This is a genomic window from Bartonella sp. MR30HLJHH (assembly GCF_042194195.1).
In the GTDB taxonomy this organism is placed as follows: domain Bacteria; phylum Pseudomonadota; class Alphaproteobacteria; order Rhizobiales; family Rhizobiaceae; genus Bartonella; species Bartonella grahamii.
In genome coordinates this window covers 129,285-148,602 of sequence record NZ_JBHIMO010000003.1, presented here as the reverse complement: position 1 = coordinate 148,602, position 19,318 = coordinate 129,285, and the positions used below count along the sequence as shown (strand labels likewise).

Annotated in this window: 19 protein-coding genes; 5 read left to right on the top strand and 14 right to left on the bottom strand. The window is 38.4% G+C overall.

The features are described 5' to 3' along the window. The first annotated feature begins 194 nt into the window (after positions 1–194). Entirely contained in the window at positions 195–563 is a 369-nt protein-coding gene (locus ACFIKR_RS03230) for a TIGR02301 family protein (protein ID WP_208439587.1), read from the top strand. 413 nt (positions 564–976) lie between these two features. Here the strand turns inward: ACFIKR_RS03230 and ACFIKR_RS03225 are convergent, their stop codons facing one another. Then, positions 977–2,305, bottom strand: coding sequence for a dihydroorotase (locus tag ACFIKR_RS03225; RefSeq protein WP_375658812.1), 1,329 nt, complete (start codon positions 2,303–2,305; stop codon positions 977–979). Between the two features lie 64 nt (positions 2,306–2,369). Here ACFIKR_RS03225 and ACFIKR_RS03220 point away from each other — a divergent pair, with 64 nt between their 5' ends. Both ACFIKR_RS03220 and ACFIKR_RS03215 read left to right on the top strand, forming a co-directional pair. Further along, positions 2,370–3,242: a YgfZ/GcvT domain-containing protein gene (locus ACFIKR_RS03220; protein WP_375658811.1), complete on the top strand. Its 873-nt coding sequence runs from the start codon at positions 2,370–2,372 to the stop codon at positions 3,240–3,242. Beyond that, complete coding sequence (locus ACFIKR_RS03215) at positions 3,235–3,852, top strand: HD family hydrolase (RefSeq protein ID WP_273788501.1); 618 nt, start codon at positions 3,235–3,237, stop codon at positions 3,850–3,852. The genes ACFIKR_RS03220 and ACFIKR_RS03215 overlap by 8 nt, the downstream gene beginning before the upstream one ends. A gap of 593 nt (positions 3,853–4,445) precedes the next feature. Here ACFIKR_RS03215 and panB read toward each other — a convergent pair. The 11 genes from panB to rpoZ form a co-directional block, all read right to left on the bottom strand. Further along, on the bottom strand, positions 4,446–5,261 hold the full coding sequence (gene panB / locus ACFIKR_RS03210) for a 3-methyl-2-oxobutanoate hydroxymethyltransferase (RefSeq protein WP_375658810.1): 816 nt from the start codon (positions 5,259–5,261) through the stop codon (positions 4,446–4,448). After that, positions 5,258–6,118 carry a pantoate--beta-alanine ligase gene (panC, locus tag ACFIKR_RS03205; protein ID WP_375658809.1) on the bottom strand — a complete coding sequence of 287 codons (861 nt, stop codon included), beginning with the start codon at positions 6,116–6,118 and terminating at the stop codon, positions 5,258–5,260. The genes panB and panC overlap by 4 nt, the downstream gene beginning before the upstream one ends. Positions 6,119–6,141: 23 nt before the next feature. Beyond that, a complete protein-coding gene (recO, locus tag ACFIKR_RS03200) occupies positions 6,142–6,888 on the bottom strand; it encodes a DNA repair protein RecO (RefSeq protein ID WP_375658808.1) in 747 nt (248 codons plus the stop codon). 25 nt (positions 6,889–6,913) lie between these two features. After that, positions 6,914–7,819 (bottom strand): GTPase Era, encoded by a 906-nt coding sequence (era, locus tag ACFIKR_RS03195; RefSeq protein ID WP_375658807.1) that lies wholly within the window; start codon positions 7,817–7,819, stop codon positions 6,914–6,916. Continuing rightward, a complete protein-coding gene (rnc, locus tag ACFIKR_RS03190) occupies positions 7,812–8,519 on the bottom strand; it encodes a ribonuclease III (RefSeq protein WP_375644889.1) in 708 nt (235 codons plus the stop codon). The genes era and rnc overlap by 8 nt, the downstream gene beginning before the upstream one ends. Then, the gene (gene lepB / locus ACFIKR_RS03185) at positions 8,500–9,312 is read right to left on the bottom strand and encodes a signal peptidase I (protein WP_375635832.1); all 813 of its coding nucleotides are present in this window, start codon (positions 9,310–9,312) and stop codon (positions 8,500–8,502) included. Before lepB ends, rnc begins: the two co-directional genes overlap by 20 nt. An 80-nt stretch (positions 9,313–9,392) precedes the next feature. Continuing rightward, entirely contained in the window at positions 9,393–9,794 is a 402-nt protein-coding gene (gene acpS / locus ACFIKR_RS03180) for a holo-ACP synthase (protein ID WP_375635690.1), read from the bottom strand. Positions 9,795–9,814: 20 nt separating this feature from the next. Then, positions 9,815–10,405 carry a DUF2062 domain-containing protein gene (locus ACFIKR_RS03175; RefSeq protein WP_375658806.1) on the bottom strand — a complete coding sequence of 197 codons (591 nt, stop codon included), beginning with the start codon at positions 10,403–10,405 and terminating at the stop codon, positions 9,815–9,817. A 94-nt stretch (positions 10,406–10,499) separates the two neighbouring features. Beyond that, complete coding sequence (gene pyrE / locus ACFIKR_RS03170; protein WP_375658870.1) at positions 10,500–11,078, bottom strand: orotate phosphoribosyltransferase; 579 nt, start codon at positions 11,076–11,078, stop codon at positions 10,500–10,502. 16 nt (positions 11,079–11,094) lie between these two features. Further along, positions 11,095–13,320 carry a RelA/SpoT family protein gene (locus ACFIKR_RS03165; RefSeq protein WP_375658805.1) on the bottom strand — a complete coding sequence of 742 codons (2,226 nt, stop codon included), beginning with the start codon at positions 13,318–13,320 and terminating at the stop codon, positions 11,095–11,097. A 127-nt stretch (positions 13,321–13,447) separates the two neighbouring features. Continuing rightward, positions 13,448–13,846 (bottom strand): DNA-directed RNA polymerase subunit omega, encoded by a 399-nt coding sequence (rpoZ, locus tag ACFIKR_RS03160; protein WP_273791104.1) that lies wholly within the window; start codon positions 13,844–13,846, stop codon positions 13,448–13,450. Positions 13,847–14,403: 557 nt separating this feature from the next. On the opposite strand from rpoZ, the gene ACFIKR_RS03155 reads away from it, so the two are divergent. After that, entirely contained in the window at positions 14,404–15,072 is a 669-nt protein-coding gene (locus tag ACFIKR_RS03155; RefSeq protein WP_375658869.1) for a uracil-DNA glycosylase, read from the top strand. 49 nt (positions 15,073–15,121) lie between these two features. Here ACFIKR_RS03155 and smpB read toward each other — a convergent pair whose 3' ends face one another. Both smpB and dapA read right to left on the bottom strand, forming a co-directional pair. Then, positions 15,122–15,598, bottom strand: coding sequence for an SsrA-binding protein SmpB (smpB, locus tag ACFIKR_RS03150; RefSeq protein WP_375658804.1), 477 nt, complete (start codon positions 15,596–15,598; stop codon positions 15,122–15,124). Between the two features lie 18 nt (positions 15,599–15,616). Next, positions 15,617–16,501: a 4-hydroxy-tetrahydrodipicolinate synthase gene (dapA, locus tag ACFIKR_RS03145; protein WP_375658803.1), complete on the bottom strand. Its 885-nt coding sequence runs from the start codon at positions 16,499–16,501 to the stop codon at positions 15,617–15,619. Between the two features lie 251 nt (positions 16,502–16,752). Here dapA and ACFIKR_RS03140 point away from each other — a divergent pair, with 251 nt between their 5' ends. Continuing rightward, a complete protein-coding gene (locus ACFIKR_RS03140) occupies positions 16,753–18,843 on the top strand; it encodes a lytic transglycosylase domain-containing protein (RefSeq protein ID WP_375658802.1) in 2,091 nt (696 codons plus the stop codon). Positions 18,844–19,318 lie beyond the last annotated feature (475 nt).

Sequence of the window (19,318 nt, the reverse complement as noted above, 5' to 3'; positions counted from 1 at the left end):
TAAATTTTTAACCACGCAAAGCTTCGTCAGTATTTTCAATATTCCACAACGGGTTCCTTACTGCCTCTTACGCCCTATATTTTATAATCAATAATTGAGAATAATGTAGCAATTAACTCTATTTTTTTACACCGTTCTCATGACAAAATTATTTTATCTGTACAGAGTTTTATTCAAAGAAAGCAATAAAAATAATGCGTAATAGATTGATGAACATCATTATTTTAATATTTCTTGTCATTTCAATGCCAACCTTTGCGCAACAATCTCCACCTTATGAAAAAAAATTACTCCGACTAGCAGAAATTTTGGGATCATTGCATTCTCTCCAAAATCTTTGCGAGCCTCCAACAAACCAATGGTATGATTATATGAATGCACTAATTGAAGCAGAACACCCCATTCCACAAAGACGTGCTTATTTTTATGAAGCGTTTAATGAAGCGTATCGTGCTTTCTCAGAAAATTATCACCATTGTACACAAGCAGCCATTGAAGCCAATCAAAGATACATAGAGGAAGGAAGAATTTTATCTGAAAACCTCCTCATGCATTATAAATAATTAATCTATACAAAAAGTATCTTTCTCCATTTTAGCGATATCAATGATATTCCTCTCACAAATACGGGGAGCAATAAACCAGCTCTGAAAATAGAAAAACTTTTAAAGAATAATGTCTCGATACGCTTTTATTCGTATGAGCGCCTTTTTCCCCATACAAAATCGTTCTTTGGCTTCCTCCCCACACCTCAAAGGATGAAGATTGTTAACTAAATTTGCTCTGTAAATAATCTAGGTTCTTGTTGAACAAGATTCCTCTTGGCTTCCCACTCATGTAATTTGCTTCATAGTTTCTACAAATAAGCCTAAGAATATTCACCACGCATAAAAAAAGACTTATGTGCCACAGAGGCTGACATACCCTATATCATCACTCTAAAAGGTGATATTTTACAGCATACTTTTTAATCTGTTTACACCAAAGTTTCCATAAATTTAACAGGCTCTCCTTGTGAAGGTGTGACAATTTCACCTTCCCACATAACGCGCATACCACGGATAATAGTCCCAACAGGCCAACCTTTAACTTTTTGACCATCATAAGGTGTCCAACCGGCACGCGAACCAATTAAGCCATTCGTAATAATTTCTTCTCTCTTAAGATCAACAATGGTTAAATCAGCATCGTACCCAACAGCAATGCGCCCTTTACAGCTTATACCAAAAATACGACTAGGGCCATGTGAAGTGAGATCAACAAAACGTTCAAGAGATATTTTTCCTTCATTCACATGTGTCAACATAATTGCTGCTGTTGTTTGCACCCCTGTCATTCCTGAAGGTGAAGAGGGATAAGGTTGAAGTTTTTCTTCAAGAGTATGAGGCGCATGATCTGAGCCTAAGACATCAATAATTCCTTGTTGAACACCGTACCAAAGAGCTTCACGGTGGCGCGACTCACGAATAGGCGGATTCATCTGAATTAATGTACCAAACTTCTTATAATCATCAGCCGTGAGAGTCAAATGATGTTGTGTCACTTCAATTGTTGCAACATCCTTATGTTTTTTTAGAAAATCAATTTCTTCTTCTGTCGAAAGATGTAACACATGAATCCGTGCTTTCGTCTCATTGGCAATTTTTACCAAACGCTGCGTACATTTTAATGCCGCAACTTCATCACGCCAAATCGGATGTGACGATGCATCCCCTTCAATACGCAATATTTTACGCTCTTTGAGCCTCGCCTCATCTTCAGAATGAAAAGCTGCACGACGGCGTGTATTCTTCAAAATAAGGCGTACACTTTCATCATCATCAACCAAAAGATCACCGGTAGAGGACCCCATAAAGACTTTAATTCCAGCCGCTCCGGGAAGTCTTTCTAACTCAGAGAGTTCATGGGCATTTTCACGCGTTCCTCCAACCCAAAATGCAAAATCACAATGCATTCGATGAAATCCGCGTTTAACCTTATCGTTTAATGTTTCTTCTGATGTTGTCAACGGATTGGTATTAGGCATTTCAAAAACTGCCGTAACACCCCCTAACACAGCAGAATACGAGCCACTTTCCAAATCCTCCTTATATTCATTTCCTGGCTCACGAAAATGCACTTGGCTATCAATAATTCCTGGTAAAATATGAAGCCCCGTACAATCAATGACCTCACTAGCCGATGCACATGTAAGGTTGCCTATTTCAGCAATACGACCATTTGTAATACCAATATCACGCTTGCTTCTTCCATCATGATTCACAAGTGTTGCACCTTTAAAAATTGTATCAAATGTTTTAAACATAGCCACGCTCCTTACATATTGCTCACTTATCGATTATGTAACTTTGAGCAGAAAGGCAAGAACCATGATTGAAAAACAAAATGCCATTTGCTTAAAAAACCGCGGACTTATTCAAATTACAGGCGAAGAAGCAACAGATTTTCTACAATCCTTGATCACGACAGATGTAAAAAAAATCAGTCCACAGGAACTTTTCCCTGGAGCCCTTTTATCCCCACAAGGAAAGATTCTTGCTGATTTTCTTATCGGAAAAAAAGAAAATGGTTACCTGATTGATATCAGAATGCCTTTAGCTGATACGCTTCACCAACGTCTGTTGCTCTATAAGCTGCGTAAAAAAGTAGAAATTACACAACCATTACAAGAGCTTGTTACGGTTTCTTTGAATAATGAATCAGATGCTTTAAATTTTGATTCAAGTTTTGTTGATAAACGCTTCCCACAAAAAGAAAAAATAATACGAATCTATGGAAAAAAACTTTTTTTGACTTCAGAATATCATGATACATGGAATCAATTGCGTATCCGTTATGCAATTGCGGAAAGTGATCAAGACTATGAAGTTGGCAAAGTCTTTCCTCATGATATTAATTACGATCAAATCAATGGACTCTCATTCAATAAAGGATGTTATATTGGACAAGAAATTGTTTCACGAATGCACCACCGCCGTGCAGCACGTCGCCGTATTTTTATTGTAAAAGGCCAGTGTGAATTAACTCCTCAATCTAGCATTGAAGCAGGAACAAAAGTGCTTGGCTACTTGGGAACGTGTGTAGAAAATGAGGCTCTCGCTTTAATGCGTATTGATCACGTCAAAGATTCTATGGACCATAACATCCCCTTTACTGTAAAAAACATTCCTGTCACTATAAACATTGCTGAAAATATGAATTTTACCTTTCCTGAAAAGACTATAGAAAATACGCATGGCTAAAGCTGAATTATTAAAAAATGGAGAAGCACGCGCTTGGCAAAGAATGCTCTCTGGACGCAGACTTGATCTTCTCAACCCTTCTCCTTTTGATGTTGAAATTGAAGATATTGCCCATGGACTTTCTCGCGTGGCACGTTGGAACGGTCAAACACGAGGGGAGCATGCCTATTCTGTTGCACAACATTCACTTTTGGTTGAACAAATATTTCAAAAACTTTTTCCACAATCGGGAAGCAACGAATGTCTTTATGCTCTTCTTCATGATGCTCCAGAATATGTCATCGGCGATATGATTTCCCCCTTTAAAGCTGTCATAGGAAAACAATATGAACGCATTGAAAAGGGCATCCAAGATGCTATCCACATGCGCTTTTCTCTTCCCGTTGATCTTTCTCAAAAACTTTTAAAAAAAATCAAACAAGCCGACCGTATCGCTGCGTATTATGAAGCAATTACGCTTGCTGGATTTAGTACAGAAGAAGCCCTTCGCTATTTTGGCTCTCCCAATAATATTTTACCCGATGATCTTAATTTATACCCCTATTCTACCCAACAAATTGAAAACGCATTTTTAACTCGCTTTAATGACTTAGATGCCCAAAGATTATAGACTCTTCGCATTGTTTATTTCTTGTCATTACAGACTCATCACACTGATCTATAATAATAATTCATTGTTTTTTCATGTTGAATGAGAGCCCCTAATATCATGAGATTCACTCATTTCAAATCTGTTTATATTGAATCAATCAAAATCATTCTCTTGCACCTCATAAACGAGACCGGCATATAGGTAAAAATTTTTAAAGAAAGAATTAAAATGCCTCTTATGAACCATCTTAAGTGCCAAGCGCTGTCGCAACATTGAAAAGTGGCAAACGTGTGTGATAGTGCCGGCTTGCTCTCTTATGAAGCGTAAAGATGCTAGTGCTCTGTAAATTGTACACTTCATAGGAGCTTTACCTTTATACCATTCACGGATGCCGTCGCGAAATAGGAGTTGAGTTCCTTAAGAAAGCTTTCTTAAAAAAAGCACATGACTTAGCAACCCAATGGCGTTCTGTTTTGCATGAGAGACGTGTCTCCATTAAAGAAATGGAAAAAATCACAGCTCAAATTGCATACAAAATATATGAAATAATGCACTTTCATTATCAAAATAACAAATGTTCTCTTGTCAAACTTTTCATCTTAAACTGAAGTTTATTTTAGTTTATAAACTTCATTATCCGCTGGGAAAGCACGAGATGTGACATCCTCTGCATAATTCTTTATTGCAGTTTCCATGGCTTGTTCAAGGTCTCCATAACGGCGTACAAATTTTGGCACATGAGCACCATAGCCCAACATATCTTCCATAACCAATACTTGTCCATCGCACTGATTGGATGCACCAATACCGATCGTAGGGATAGAAAGATTTTCTGTCAGTTTTATTGCTAAAGGTTCGACAATCCCTTCTAAAACAATAGCAAAAGCACCGGCCTCCTCAATTGCAGCCCCATCGGCTTCAATTCTTTGCCAATCACTCTGTTTTCGTCCTTGTGTTTTGAAGCCACCAAAACGATTCACCGCCTGGGGTGTAAGACCAATGTGCCCCATCACTGGAATGCCACGTTTACACAAAAAATCAATTGTTTCCGCTATATAAACACCACCTTCAAGCTTAACTGCACCACACCCCGTTTGAGCAAGAATACGCGATGCATTAAAAAAAGCTTGCTCTGGACTTTCCTCATAAGAGCCAAAAGGCATATCAATAACCACAAGAGCTTTTTGAGATCCACGCACCACGGCTTGTCCGTGTAAAATCATCATATCTAAATTAACAGGAAGCGTTGTCTCAAACCCATACACAACCATACCAACGCTATCACCAACCAAAAGGATATCGCAATATGGATCAGCAATCCGCGCAGTATAAGCTTGATAAGCTGTCAAAGAAACAATTGGCTGTTGTCCCTTTCTTGCACGTATTTCGGAAGATGTTATACGCTTTACGGTTTTATGTACACTCATTTTCCGCCCTTCTCTTGCAATATATATTGATCAATCAGCCTTACCTCTCCAAAGCGAACAGTAAGAAGTAAAACTGCTGGTTTATTCAATGTTCCTTTAATCATGCATAAAGTTTCCATATCCCGTAAATCTATTGCTTCAATAATTGCACGCGTTTCTTGTTGTAAAATATCACGCACAGTTTTGCATAATTTATCAACCGACCGTTCACCTTCATGGTAAAGCTTTTCAGCAGCTTTCCCACTTTCAGGAATAATTTTGGCAGCTTTACGATCTTCTAATGTTAAAAACTGATTGCGTGAAGAACAAGCGACACCATCTGACTCCCGTAGAATAGGAACTCCAACAATTTCAATAGGAAAAGCCAAATCTTCAACCATACGCCGAATAATTAAAATTTGTTGAAAATCCTTTTCCCCAAAAAAAGCCTTATCTGGTTGGACAATGTTAAAAAGTTTAGCAACAACGCTTGTTACACCACAAAAGTGCCCTGGACGTAATTTTCCCATCAAAATACGTGATAATTTTTTCACTTGCACAATTGTATCATTTCCCAGTGGCCACATTTCATCTACAGAAGGGGCAAAAACACATTCAACACCTGCTTCTTCTAACAAAGCACAATCGCCCTTCAAATCTCTTGGATATTGAGAAAAATCTTCATGAGGTCCAAATTGCTTTGGATTGACAAAAATAGAAACCAATACGCGATCACACATTGCTCTTGCATACTGTACTAATGCAATATGACCATCATGCAATGCCCCCATTGTTGGAACAAAACCAATCGAAAAACCTAAACGTCGTTCCTCTGAAGTATATTGGCGGACTTCAGAAATTGTCTTTAAAACTTTCATTTTCCCATTCAATTATCATCAGATCAACAAATTAATGCTTGTATACCAAATTGGCGCTCAAACAATTGTATCAAATTCATGCGCACTGACGGTTGCTTTATATCTCGTGGCTCCCAGACATGACGCATAAGAAAAAAACCCGTCAGTATAAAACCATTTATTATGTCACTAAAATCAGTAGGACGAGTCGTTCTTTGCACAAGAAACTGTGGTAGAATGAGGAGCTTTTTTTTCCAAGGTTCTCCTGCTTCTTCACAGACAGCCCGTCCAGATTTTGGTGATACGTAATGAAGCCTTTCCTGACGACCTGTTGCAGCACAACAAGATAAATCAAGACCAAAACCAAGTTCTTCAAGAAGCCGCATTTCAAAACGTACAAGCAATTCTGCATTTACAAATGGTTCATCAAAATTCTGCATAAAAAGGTGTAAAATATCATATAAAATGGGGTGAGGATCACGTTCGGGAAGAAGCCGCAAATGAAAAGCTATCAATTGCAAAGCATAAAGTGCTTCTGGTAGACAGATTAATCGTGCCGCATGTAGATCAAGAGCTTCAAGCCGAAAAAGTCCCAAATGTTCTTCTAAACGAGCCCACCATTCAGCCTCCACAAAATTTCCAGGTTGAAGAAGAGCTGCCATACGACGCGATCGCCCCCCTTTTACCACTCCCATATAACGACCATGTTCACGTGTCATAACCTCAAGAATAACACTTGTTTCACCATATTGGCGTGTACCAAGAATAACAGCTTGTTCTTTCCATTTCATTTTACTTTAATTATTTTAAAAAATCTTATTTTAAAAAATCCAATCCCATTTCGCGATAACGTTCTGGATCGGTATCCCAATTATCGCGCACTTTCACAAAGAGAAAAAGATGAATCTTTTGATCCATAATTTCCATGAGTTCTTTACGTGCTGCTTGACCAATCACTTTAATTGTATCGCCTTTTGCTCCTAAGACAATTTTTTTCTGACTCTCACGCTCGACATAAATAACTTGATTAATTTTAACGGAACCATCTGAACGCTCTTCCCAGTTTTCTGTTTCAACCGTTGAGGAATAAGGAAGTTCATCATGAAGACGAAGAAAAAGTTTTTCACGCGTAATTTCAGCAGCAAGATGACGCATGGGCATATCGGAAATTTGATCTTCCGGATAATACCATGGTCCCTCCTGCATCATATTACTCAACGCATGAAGTAAATCCTTGCAACCAGAACCGTTTAGAGCAGAAATCATAAATGTTTGCGCAAACTTTACACGTTCATTTATTTTAGTGGTTAACGCTAGAAGAGATGATTTAACAACTGTATCAACCTTATTAAGAACAAGAACTTTTTCTTGTTTCATGTTGTTTACAATATCTAACATCATATCAACTTCATCCGAAAGACCACTTTGAGCGTCAATTAAAACGAGCAGAACATCCGCGCTCTTAGCCCCTCCCCAAGCAGCAGAGACCATGGCACGTTCTAAGCGCTTATGGGGACGAAAAACACCCGGTGTATCGACCAACACAATTTGCACATCATCATGAATGACAATACCGCGGATTAAAGTTCGTGTTGTTTGTACCTTATGCGTTACAATTGAAACCTTTGTTCCAACCAATTGATTAACCAATGTCGATTTACCGGCATTAGGCATCCCAATAAGTACAACAAACCCAGAACGCGTTTTTATAACGTCACTCATGATCATTTTTTCCCACTGTTTTCCATACACCCTCTCGTCGCAAAATTTTTTCAGCTGCCATTCTTTCGGCATATCTTTTGGAACTTCCCTGCCCAATCTCTGAAGCAAACCCAGAAATACTTACCTCTACCATAAAAACAGGATCGTGATCTGGACCTGAACGTTTTATAACCTGATAATGTGGTTGTGCATTGCCTTGGATATGCGCCCATTCCTGTAATTCGGTCTTAGCATCACGCCGACCAGCATCCATTTTCTTTGCCCGACCGTGCCAATATTTTTGAATAAAAGGGCGAACGCTTTCCAATCCTCCATCGAGATATATCACGGCAATCAAAGCTTCCACGACATCTGCATGCATATTGATGAGTCGACGCCCCTCGAAATTTTTCATCTCAAAACCAACACGGATCATATCAGGCAGCCTCATTTCACGCGCAATATCAGCACATGTCTGCGCATTGACCAGATGATTCAAACGGACTGATAATTCACCTTCACTTGCCTGAGGAAAAAGTTGATACAGCATTTCTGCAATCAAAAGCCCTAAAACCCGATCCCCTAGAAACTCTAGTCGTTCATAATTCCCCTGTTCCGAATCTTGCACACTCGAGTGTGTTAATGCCTTCTTTAACCTCTCTTCATCTTTAAAACGATGCCCCGTCAGCTTGAAAAGCTGATCAATCATTAGACGTTTCATCGTTGTTTCCTTGCTTGATAAGCGGCAAATCATGAACCGTATTTATGAAAGAAAACAAACGCTTCCAACGCACATCAAATGGCCAGCGCCAAACCTGCCAAGCACTTGAACCGTTACTGATAGAAAAGAAAATCACGCTCGCGCGACCAATAAGATTTTCTTCTGGAACATAGCCTACATCTAAACGACTATCATCTGAATTGTCGCGGTTATCTCCCATCATAAAGTAATGTCCTTGAGGAACTTCAAAAACTTTTGTATCATCAACTTTCGGGATGAAAGCTAAATCAAGTGTATCATAACTAACACCGTTAGGCATTGTCTCGCGATAAACCTCAACAGGATAGTTAACCTCTGTTATATCAGAATTATCAATCTCCCCCATAAAGTGACGTGAAACAGCCTCATCATTAATATAAAGAACACTTTGACGGACTTGTATACGATCACCTGGTAGCCCAACAACGCGTTTTATATAATCAATCTTCGGATTACTTGGTAAGCGAAAAACGACCACATCTCCACGTTGAGGTTGAGATGCCCAAATCCGTCCAGAAAAAAGAGGAGGAGAAAAGGGGATGGAAAAACGAGAATACCCATATGCATACTTAGAAACAAACAGATAATCTCCCACCAACAAAGTAGGACGCATTGAACCGGACGGAATACTAAAAGGCTGGAAAAAAAGTGTCCGAATAACCGCTGCTAAAAGCAGAGCCTGTACTAAAACAGAAATAAATTCACGAACCCCACCTTTTTTTTCTTTTTTATGCACTTTATCTTTTTGGATCATCACCAACTGCCTTCTCATCACAGATATAATTTTTTTTCATCATAATATTCAAATAACAAAAGCACAATCTCTCACACCATCTATCCACGTGGAAGTGCTTCGATAATAATAAATGCCTGTGCCCAAGGAAAATCATCTGTTATGCTAAGATGAATAACTGCATCATGATGAGGAGGTAATAACTTTTGAAGTTGCACTTGCGCACGATTTGTTAATTGCATTATTGGTTTACCAGATGGCAAATTAACAACCCCCATGTCTTTCCAATTGATACCACAAGCGATTCCCGTTCCTAAGGCTTTAGCGCATGCTTCTTTAGCAGCAAATCTTTTTGCATAGGAAGAGGAGCTTTTTTTGAGATTTTCGGATCTATTCCTTTCAATATCCGTAAAAATACGTTGGGTAAAACGCTCACCATAGCGAACCAACATTTTCTCAATACGTCGTATATCAACCAGATCATTTCCAAGACCAACAATCATACCATATTACCCGATCTTTCTTATGATGAACGCTTCTTTAAAAGCCTTTTTTTTATAATCTTTTGATATCGCTTTTGTTTAAAACGAACCGTTGCTCTGTAAACACCTATATAAGATAAACCACCAAAAACAATACCTAAAAGAGTTCCACCTAAAATCATAGGACTCATAATTGTGTCCCATGCGCCTTTAAAGAGGAGAGAGAGATTTGACAATGTCAAACCATTAAATAGAGCACGAATTTGCGAAAGAGAAATCTCTTTGACATCGCTAAAAAGTGATAAACAAAAATACCCTACTTTATAATCAGCCATGACAATCAATAAAAATGTGAGTGGATTAGAAAAAATCGTCCCAATGATTGCGGCAGCAAAGTTTGCACGCAAAAGCCAAGATAAAAATATTGCCAAAATAATATGCAACCCAAAGAAAGGGGAACAAGCTAAAAAAATGCCAACAGCAACCCCTAATGCTACTTCATGCGGTGTTGCTGATATACGCAAGATACGTTTATGTATGTAGCAAAATGAGCGAGAAAATGAACGACGTGGCCATAACCAAAGTCGAATACGCGTTACAAAATCTATTGGTTCTCGACTACGAAAAAGCATATGACTCTCAATACACATCTTTTGATGATGAAATAATTTATATCATCCAAATTAATCTTTTTAAGCTTTTGCACAAAAAAAAATAGAAAGACAATTAAATATTTCGACTGCCTGGTTTAATCGCTGGAAGGACAGAAAGCTCTGCAGGAAGTGCATCACTAGTATAAGAGGTTATCTCATATTCAGCAAGCGCAATCAATGGAACTCCAACATTGACCTTACCACCAGAACGATCAAGGATACATGCACTGGCCAATACTTCTGCTCCTGCTGCAACAAGCGCCTCAATAGTCTCACGAATGGAAAGACCCGTTGTCACAATATCTTCGACAATAACAACCCGTGCCCCCTTCTTGATTTCAAAACGACGCAATTCAAAGATGCCATTTATACGCTCTACCCAAAGAGAAGGAACACCAAGGTGACGTGAAGTTTCATAGGAAGGAATAAGACCGCCAATTGCGGGACCCACAACATAATCGATTTCTCCCTCGATAGATTTTTTGATTTTTTCAGCCAAACCACGACATAACTTTTCCGTCAAGTCAGCATGCATGAATACTTTCGCTTTTTGCATATAAGTCGCACTATGGCGCCCCGATGTTAAAATAAAATGCCCTTCTAGAATAGCATCTGCTTGTTTAAAAATATCAATGACATCTTGTGTATTCATTGCAAAATCTTTCTTTTTATCCATGAACCCGCCGTACTGTACTTACTGAACCTGCCTCTTTTAACTGAGAAAAAATACGATTCAAATGTTTTAAATCCCACACTTCCAAATCAATCATAATTTCTGTAAAATCCGGTGCTGTACGGATAAAAGATAAATTTTGGATATTGGCATCGTTAGCAGAAATTATTTGTGTGATTTCAGCCAAAGAACCAGGGCTATTTACAACCAAAATATTTATCCGTGCAGGAAAACGTTCATTCATTTGGGCATCAATATCCCAGCGGACATCAATCCATCGTTCTGGCTGATCATCATACGCCATCAAAGCTGAAGACTGTATTGGATAAATAACGATCCCAGCTCCGGGCTGCATAATACCAACAATCCGATCTCCAGGTACTGCTCCTTCCGGTGAAAAACGTACGGGTATATCTCCACGGGTTCCTCTAATAGGCAATGCTTTAGATTGATGATTCTCGACCATTGCATTTTTTTCATTTTCTGGAACTTTAAAAATCATACCTTGAGCGTTCTCAATATTAAACCAACCTTCTTCTCCAGGCTTAAAAGATGACTTTTGTACCACACGGTGATCTTGATAATCAGGATAAACCGCTTTAATCACATCAGTGGAAAACAGCTCTCCACGCCCAACAGCAGCCAATACATCCTCTACATCTTTACGTGCTAAACGTGGCAAAACTTTCTTCAAAACGTCTTTTGAAAATTGTTTTCCCATATATTCAAATGAACGCTCGAGAATACGATATCCTAAACCCGAATATTGTTTACGTACCGCGGCACGACTTGCTCGTCGAATAGCTGAACGTGCTTTACCTGTGACAACAAGAAATTCCCATGCAGCTGGCGGAATTTGAGCGTGTGAACGAATAATATCAACCTCATCACCATTTTTTAATTTGGTCATTAAAGGCATAATACGACCATTGATTTTTACACCCACACAAGAATCACCGATGTCTGTATGGACGGCATAAGCAAAATCAATAGGCGTAGCTCCTTTAGGAAAAGCAATTAATCGACCTTTCGGCGTAAAACAAAAAACTTGATCTTGAAAAAGCTCAAGCTTTGTGTGTTCTAAAAATTCTTCCGGATTATCTCCATCTGACAAAGATTGAATCGTTTGACGCAACCATGCATACGCATTTGTTTCATTTGATAACCTCGAAGCCGAATAATTAGAACCTTGCTCTTTATAAATGGAATGTGCCGCAACGCCATATTCAGCAATTTCATCCATAGCAGCAGTTCTAATCTGCAATTCAACACGTTGTCGCGATGGTCCCACAATCGTTGTATGAATGGAACGATAATCATTCTGCTTTGGTATAGAAATATAATCTTTAAAACGACCTGGAACCATTGGCCACGTCGTATGAATAACACCAAGAGCGCGATAACAATCATGCACTGTTTCAACAATCACACGAAATCCAAAAATATCGGATAATTGTTCAAAAGAAAGCGCCTTGCTTTCCATTTTGCGAAAGACGGAATACGATTTTTTCTGACGGCTTTTAACATTCGCTTTAATGCCATGCTCGAAAAAAAGTTTTGTCAACTCGTTTTCAATTGTGGAAAGCAAATCACGATTGCGTTTTGATAACTCAGAAAGACGATTGGTAATCGTACGATAACCTTCTGGATTTAAATAAAAGAAAGAAAGATCCTCTAATTCCTCGCGCATATCTTGCATACCCATACGACCAGCAAGCGGCGCATAAATATCCATCGTCTCCTCAGCAATTCGCCGACGTTTATCATCACGCATAACACCAAGGGTGCGCATATTATGAAGACGATCAGCAAGTTTGACTAAAAGAACACGAACATCATCAGAGATGGCAATAAGAAGCTTACGAAGATTTTCTGCCTGTACGGCTTTCTTTGATACAAGATCAAGCTTATTAAGCTTTGTAAGTCCTTCAACCAATTTCCCAATTTCAGAACCAAAAAGCTGATCAATTTCTGCTCGTGTAGCGCTTGTATCTTCAATTGTATCATGCAAAAGAGCAACAGCAATCGTCGCCTCATCCAACCGCATATCTGTCAAAATAGCAGCAACTTCTAAAGGATGAGAAAAATAAAGATCGCCTGAAGCACGCTTTTGATGTGCATGCTTTCTCATTGCATAATCATAGGCCCTGTTTAAAAGAGCCTCATCTACGTCAGACTTGTAACGTTGAACACGTCCAACAAGCTCACACTGACGCATCATACGAGCATATCCTTTATCTTTTCACACCCCTAATCCTTATTGAACACGTCTTATCAATAAAAGATAAGAAAAATAACTGCTCCTTACAGGCAAGGTATTTTTACTCCTGTAATATAAATTGCCACAATTAATAATCGTCACTTTTTTCTGGAACAACCAAACCTTCAATACCCGCTAAAAGCTCTTCCTCTGACATATGATCAAATGAAGTACCTTCTTCTTGCGACGACGTATTAAAAACACTTTCAGCTTCACCTGAATGGGTAATAAATTCACTTGCCATTTCTGGCTCATCTACTTCCACATGCTTTTGCAGCGAATGAATAAGGTCTTCCTTTAAATCAGCAGGAGACAATGTTTCTTCTGCTATTTCACGCAAAGCAACAACTGGATTTTTATCATTATCACGATCAACCGTAATCTGCGCTCCTTGTGAAATCTGACGCGCCCGATGACCTGCTAAAAGTACCAATTCAAAGCGGTTGTCAACTTTATCAATACAATCTTCTACCGTTACGCGGGCCATTTATGCCTCTTTCTCAAATAAAAAAAATTAATAGCGGATAGAAGAGTATATACAATAATCAAAATAAAACACAAGAAAAACAACACAAACTTTTATATTTTTTGATTAAAGAACTTATTTAAGAAAATTCTTGGAAAATTTATAAAAATGTATAACCTATTTATGCTCGTTATCAAAGCTGCTCTTAAAAGCATTCCAATAGATTGGCTTCAAACAAGGGGAGGTCTTTCTTGACAAAATACTTGTCTGGAGTCTTCATCCTTTTAAAAGGAACACCAGCTGTTTAAAATCCTTTGCAATAACGGCAGCCTTATGTATACTTTTTATGATAATATCTTTATTTAAAGAGAGAACTTTTTTTCTTTGAACATCATGTGTATTGTACTCTTATTCATCAAATAAATTACTGAAAGATTACCTCTCTGTACATAATAATTAGCAATAAGTTTATATTAAACTTTATTTATATTCATTATAGATTGTTTATCAAAACATAACCCGTCATATACGCTATAAAAGACTCAAAAAAATAGAAAAAACGATTGATGCCTAACACCATGAATAGCCAATTAACATCACTTTGCCCAGAACCACCCAAAAATTGCAATTTATGTCCTAGGCTCCATCAGTTTATCACTAACTGGCGTACCAAAGAACCAAGTTGGTATAACGCACCGGTGCGCCCCTTCTTTCCTTATAAAGGAGCAAACACAACGCGCCTTCTTATTGTTGGGCTTGCTCCTGGATTACGTGGAGCAAATCGAACTGGACGTCCATTCACTGGTGATTATGCTGGGCACTTACTTTATTCAACTTTAAAAAAATTTGGTTTTGCCCAAGGAACCTTTGAAGAAAGAGCAGACGATACTCTTGAACTGATTGATACAGCAATCGTCAACTCTGTTCGTTGTGTTCCCCCAGAAAATAAACCCACCGGTGCAGAAATTAACACGTGCCGCTATTTTTTCTCACCTCTCTTAACAAACCTTCCCAAACTTAAAGCCGTTATTACTTTAGGAACCATTGCGCACCATTCAACGATACGTGCCCTTAATGCAAAAGTTTTAGCTCACCCTTTTGGACACGGCGAAATCAATAACATCGGCAGATTACGCATCTTTTCGAGCTATCACTGTTCTCGTTATAATACAAATACTGGACGCTTGACAGACGCCATGTTTCACCAAATTTTTCAAGCAGCAAAAACATACTTAGATCAATGCTAAAACTGTTTTAAACCAGAGCTATAAATAAAGGATATCTAAATCGCATCCGTCATACATATCTTTTTAAAAGTCTTGCTTTTTCACGTCCCCAATCGCGTTTTTTTTCCGTTTCACGCTTATCATGAAGCTTTTTTCCCCGCGCTAGCGCAATCTCCAACTTAACACGCCCACGTTCATTAAAATAAAGTTTAAGAGGAACAAGTGTCATTCCTTCACGAGACGTTGCATTAAAAAAACGTGCCATCTCACGTTTTGAAAGTAATAACTTGCGCAAACGTCGCGGTTCATGATTAAAACGATTAGCCTGCGTATATTCAGGAATATAGCTGTTTACTAACCATAATTCCCCATTCTCAAAACTCGCATAGCTTTCAGCAATATTGGCATGATTAGAACGTAAGGACTTCACTTCCGCTCCCTGAAGAACAAGACCAGCCTCGAGATTATTAAGGATTTCAAAATTAAAACGTGCTTTACGATTGTCAGCAATTATTTTCCGTACGGGCGCGTTCTTTTTTTTATTCATAGCTTTGTCAATATCATTTTATGCTTTTAAAAGACCAGCATGACTGAGGGCTGCATCAATAATCTTCTTTGTTCTTTCTGTTAATGGAACAATCGGAGAACGCACCGTATCACCACAAAATCCTAATTTTGCAGCAGCATATTTAATACCTGCTGGACTAGGTTCAATAAACACAGCACGATTAAGAGGCATCAAGCGATCATTCAATTCTCGTGCTGTTTTATAATCACCACAAAAACAAGCGGTTTGAAGCTCTGCACAAAGCTTTGGAGCAACATTGGAGGAAACTGAAATACACCCCATACCTCCATGTGCATTAAAACCTAACGCTGTACAATCATCACCAGAAAGCTGTACAAAATTCTTCCCGCACTTTTCACGTTGTTCACTAACGCGTTCAATTCTGCTCGTTGCATCTTTTACACCAATGATATTTTTAAAATCTTGATAAAGGTCTTTCATCGTTTCCACAGCCATATCGATAACAGAACGACCAGGAATATTATAAATTATAATCGGAATAGAAACAGCTTTGGCAATGGAAGAAAAATGTTTGTATAAACCAGATTGATTTGGTCTATTATAATAGGGAGTGACAACCAAAACTGCATCTGCACCAGCTTTTTGCGCGTATTGTGCAAGCTCTACAGCCTCACTTGTGCTATTTGATCCCGCTCCAGCAACAACAGGAACACGCTTTGCGACCTGCTCAACACACAATTCTATAATCCGCTTATGTTCTTCATGACTTAACGTTGCTGATTCACCGGTTGTCCCAACTGGGCTTACACCATTAATCCCTTGTGTAATCTGCCATTCAATAAAATCACAAAACGCCTTCTCATCAATTGCGCCCTTATTATCAAACGGTGTAATAAGCGCAGTTATAGCTCCCTTGAGCATGATAAACTCCCTATAATATTCGCTTTTATTTTTTTAATAATCACCTTTTATAAATTTTAAATAGAGCATAATCTTGCTCTATCATTGAAGCAAGATGAATTTCAAAAAAAGCCCTCATAAGATGAAAATGTCCCTCCTTAAATGTTGCACATTTGTTTAAAATAAACCGTCTATATTAACGCGTTTTTCATGCTTGTGTTCTATAAATCCTTAAGTTTTTACAAAAAGCAAGGTCTCAAGGTCTTTTCTCTATGCGTGTATTTTCCACCTCTCTTTTCGTATCAACCTTTACTGCACTTATACTGGCAATAAGAATTTTATTTTCAAGTGCATCCGCGCAAACACCTCTTTTGCACGGGAAAGCGCCAATCCCTTTGGTGCGCCCTACTCCCTTTACCGAAAAAGGAGCTCAAGAGCCTCTTCAACAGATACACACGACATCACACAATACTGCTACACTTCAGCAACTGAAAGCTGGGCTAGATGCACTAGCAAACAACAATATTGCAAAAACAATAAATCTTCGTAATTCAATGGAAAAACATAGCCTTGATCGTCATATTTTGACATGGGCGCTGGGGATATCAAACCAAGCTAATATACCAAGTTCTGAAATATTTAATGCAATCAACATGCTAAAAGGATGGCCCGGTATAGAAACGATGCAACGCAATGCTGAACGTGCTTTTCTTAACGAAACCAACCTCACACGCGCAATCATCCAAAAATTTTCTCATCACCCACCCCAAACAGCGCAAGGAATGGCTCTCTTCGCTAAAGCACTTATTGTAACGAGACAAACCACTCGTGCTCGACACGTTATTGCGCCATGGTGGCATAAAACACAGCTTAATGCAAAAGAAGAAATATTTGTTCTTAAAAATGCAAGCGTTGCATTAAAACCTATTGATCATTTGAAACGCATGCAATTTATGCTGTATGCATATCGTTTTGATTCAGCAGCACGCGTTGCAAAATTAGCCCATGCTCAATCTCTTTTTGATGCTTTTGTGGCCGTTGAAAAAAATGATCCTAGAGCTACACAAAAATTAAAAGCTGTAGAGAGATCATGGCAAAAAGATCCTCTTTTTCAGTTTGCTCGAATACGCCATCTTCGACGAACAGAGCAATATAATGCAGCCGCAGCACTCATGATGAAAACATCAAAAGATGTATTCCGCCTTATGAACCCTCATTCATTGTGGAAAGAACAACGCGCCCTTTCTCGTGAAATGCTCGATTTAAACAAACCCAAAATTGCTTATCAACTCGTTGCAATGCACACTGGTATAACATCTGCATTAGCTATCGATGCTGAGTTTCATGCAGGATGGTACGCACTACGTTTTCTTCATAATCCTAAATTGGCAATGCAGCATTTTTCACGTATTCCTCAACTCTCTTCTTTACCTTTTTCTGCATCACGTGGATATTACTGGATGGGACGAACAGCAGAAACGCTAAAAGAACATAAAAATGCTCAGCAATACTTTCATCGCGCAGCTCATTTTGGTGCAACTTACTATGGTCAATTAGCCGCTGCACGACTCAACCAAAAAAAGCTTAAAGTTTCCTTTCCCAAACCAACAACCGCTGAGCGACAACATTTTAGTGCACGAAAAGCGATCAAAGCAATTCAACGTCTTGAAGCAGCCGGCTATGCTGATTTTGCTAAAATTTTTTATAGAGAACTCGGAAAAAAAATAGAAAGCCCCGGCGAATTAGCACTTCTGGCTGTTATGGCAGAAAAAAATGGAGACTATTATACTAGCCTCAAAATTGGAAAAATGGCTGTTTTTCAGGGAAAAAATGTCGGTGCACTCTCTCATCCTCTGGGAGCTATACCAGCTTCTACTAATATTTCTGTAGAAGAAAAATCACTTATCTATGCCATTGCACGCCAAGAAAGCGAATTTAATCCAACAGCCATATCAAAAGCAGGTGCACAAGGTATACTCCAATTGCTTCCTACAACAGCAAAAGCATTGGCAAAAAAATACTCAATCGCATGGTCTCCTAAAAAATTTAGCAGTGATGCTCATTATAATGCAACATTAGGTGCCCATTTTCTCAATGAACAATTGGAACGTTTTAATGGATCCTATATACTAACTCTTATTGGCTATAATGCGGGTCCCCGTCGAGCCAATGAATGGATAGAACGTTATGGCGATCCTCGAGGACAATCTCTCGATAACGTCATTGATTGGATTGAGCGTATTCCTTATACAGAAACACGTAATTACGTGATGCGTGTCATGGAAAATTATGGTGTCTACAAAGCAAGACTCACTGGGAAAATAGATATAAAAACCGACCTGCTTTCTGGTCGACGGAAATAATATGCCTTAACTTCCCAAATAGTATTTGAAAGCGTTCATAAGAAATGTTTTTATTCCTTTTTAAATAGTATCCACATACCAACCTGCTTATGATGTATAAGCAAGTAATTTTAATTGATTCAGTATCAATAAATTCAAAATGAGAAAACCCTACGCTATTAGGGTCTTTTATTTCAAATACAAAATGATGAATTATCATTATAAATCAACATATCGTACAAATAGTTCATTTCTTCTCAACATAAACGACAATATCATAGATGATTACAAATAGGTCATTTTTTTACTGTTGCTTATTAGTGTCAATATTCAAATCTTGTACAATAGCATAAGCATATTTTAAGACTATTTTGTTCTGCTTTTAACATTTCTATACCAAATAAGAGTACGTTATCATGTATATCGTTTGGATTATCTCTGATAACAGAAAGACAGACTCATTGAGTTAGAAAGCCTTAAAGGCAAACAATTCTCT

Excerpts from the sequence above, each read along its gene's own strand:
- ACFIKR_RS03215 (WP_273788501.1), top strand. The coding sequence starts at position 3,235 with ATGGCTAAAGCTGAATTATTAAAAAATGGAGAAGCACGCGCTTGGCAA.
- era (WP_375658807.1), bottom strand. The coding sequence starts at position 7,819 with ATGAGTGACGTTATAAAAACGCGTTCTGGGTTTGTTGTACTTATTGGG.
- smpB (WP_375658804.1), bottom strand. The coding sequence starts at position 15,598 with ATGAATAAAAAAAAGAACGCGCCCGTACGGAAAATAATTGCTGACAAT.
- ACFIKR_RS03225 (WP_375658812.1), bottom strand. The coding sequence starts at position 2,305 with ATGTTTAAAACATTTGATACAATTTTTAAAGGTGCAACACTTGTGAAT.
- ACFIKR_RS03175 (WP_375658806.1), bottom strand. The coding sequence starts at position 10,405 with ATGCTTTTTCGTAGTCGAGAACCAATAGATTTTGTAACGCGTATTCGA.
- ACFIKR_RS03165 (WP_375658805.1), bottom strand. The coding sequence starts at position 13,320 with ATGATGCGTCAGTGTGAGCTTGTTGGACGTGTTCAACGTTACAAGTCT.
- dapA (WP_375658803.1), bottom strand. The coding sequence starts at position 16,501 with ATGCTCAAGGGAGCTATAACTGCGCTTATTACACCGTTTGATAATAAG.
- ACFIKR_RS03220 (WP_375658811.1), top strand. The coding sequence starts at position 2,370 with ATGATTGAAAAACAAAATGCCATTTGCTTAAAAAACCGCGGACTTATT.
- rpoZ (WP_273791104.1), bottom strand. The coding sequence starts at position 13,846 with ATGGCCCGCGTAACGGTAGAAGATTGTATTGATAAAGTTGACAACCGC.
- ACFIKR_RS03230 (WP_208439587.1), top strand. The coding sequence starts at position 195 with ATGCGTAATAGATTGATGAACATCATTATTTTAATATTTCTTGTCATT.
- lepB (WP_375635832.1), bottom strand. The coding sequence starts at position 9,312 with ATGATCCAAAAAGATAAAGTGCATAAAAAAGAAAAAAAAGGTGGGGTT.
- acpS (WP_375635690.1), bottom strand. The coding sequence starts at position 9,794 with ATGATTGTTGGTCTTGGAAATGATCTGGTTGATATACGACGTATTGAG.
- rnc (WP_375644889.1), bottom strand. The coding sequence starts at position 8,519 with ATGAAACGTCTAATGATTGATCAGCTTTTCAAGCTGACGGGGCATCGT.
- ACFIKR_RS03155 (WP_375658869.1), top strand. The coding sequence starts at position 14,404 with ATGAATAGCCAATTAACATCACTTTGCCCAGAACCACCCAAAAATTGC.
- ACFIKR_RS03140 (WP_375658802.1), top strand. The coding sequence starts at position 16,753 with ATGCGTGTATTTTCCACCTCTCTTTTCGTATCAACCTTTACTGCACTT.
- panB (WP_375658810.1), bottom strand. The coding sequence starts at position 5,261 with ATGAGTGTACATAAAACCGTAAAGCGTATAACATCTTCCGAAATACGT.
- recO (WP_375658808.1), bottom strand. The coding sequence starts at position 6,888 with ATGAAATGGAAAGAACAAGCTGTTATTCTTGGTACACGCCAATATGGT.
- panC (WP_375658809.1), bottom strand. The coding sequence starts at position 6,118 with ATGAAAGTTTTAAAGACAATTTCTGAAGTCCGCCAATATACTTCAGAG.
- pyrE (WP_375658870.1), bottom strand. The coding sequence starts at position 11,078 with ATGAATACACAAGATGTCATTGATATTTTTAAACAAGCAGATGCTATT.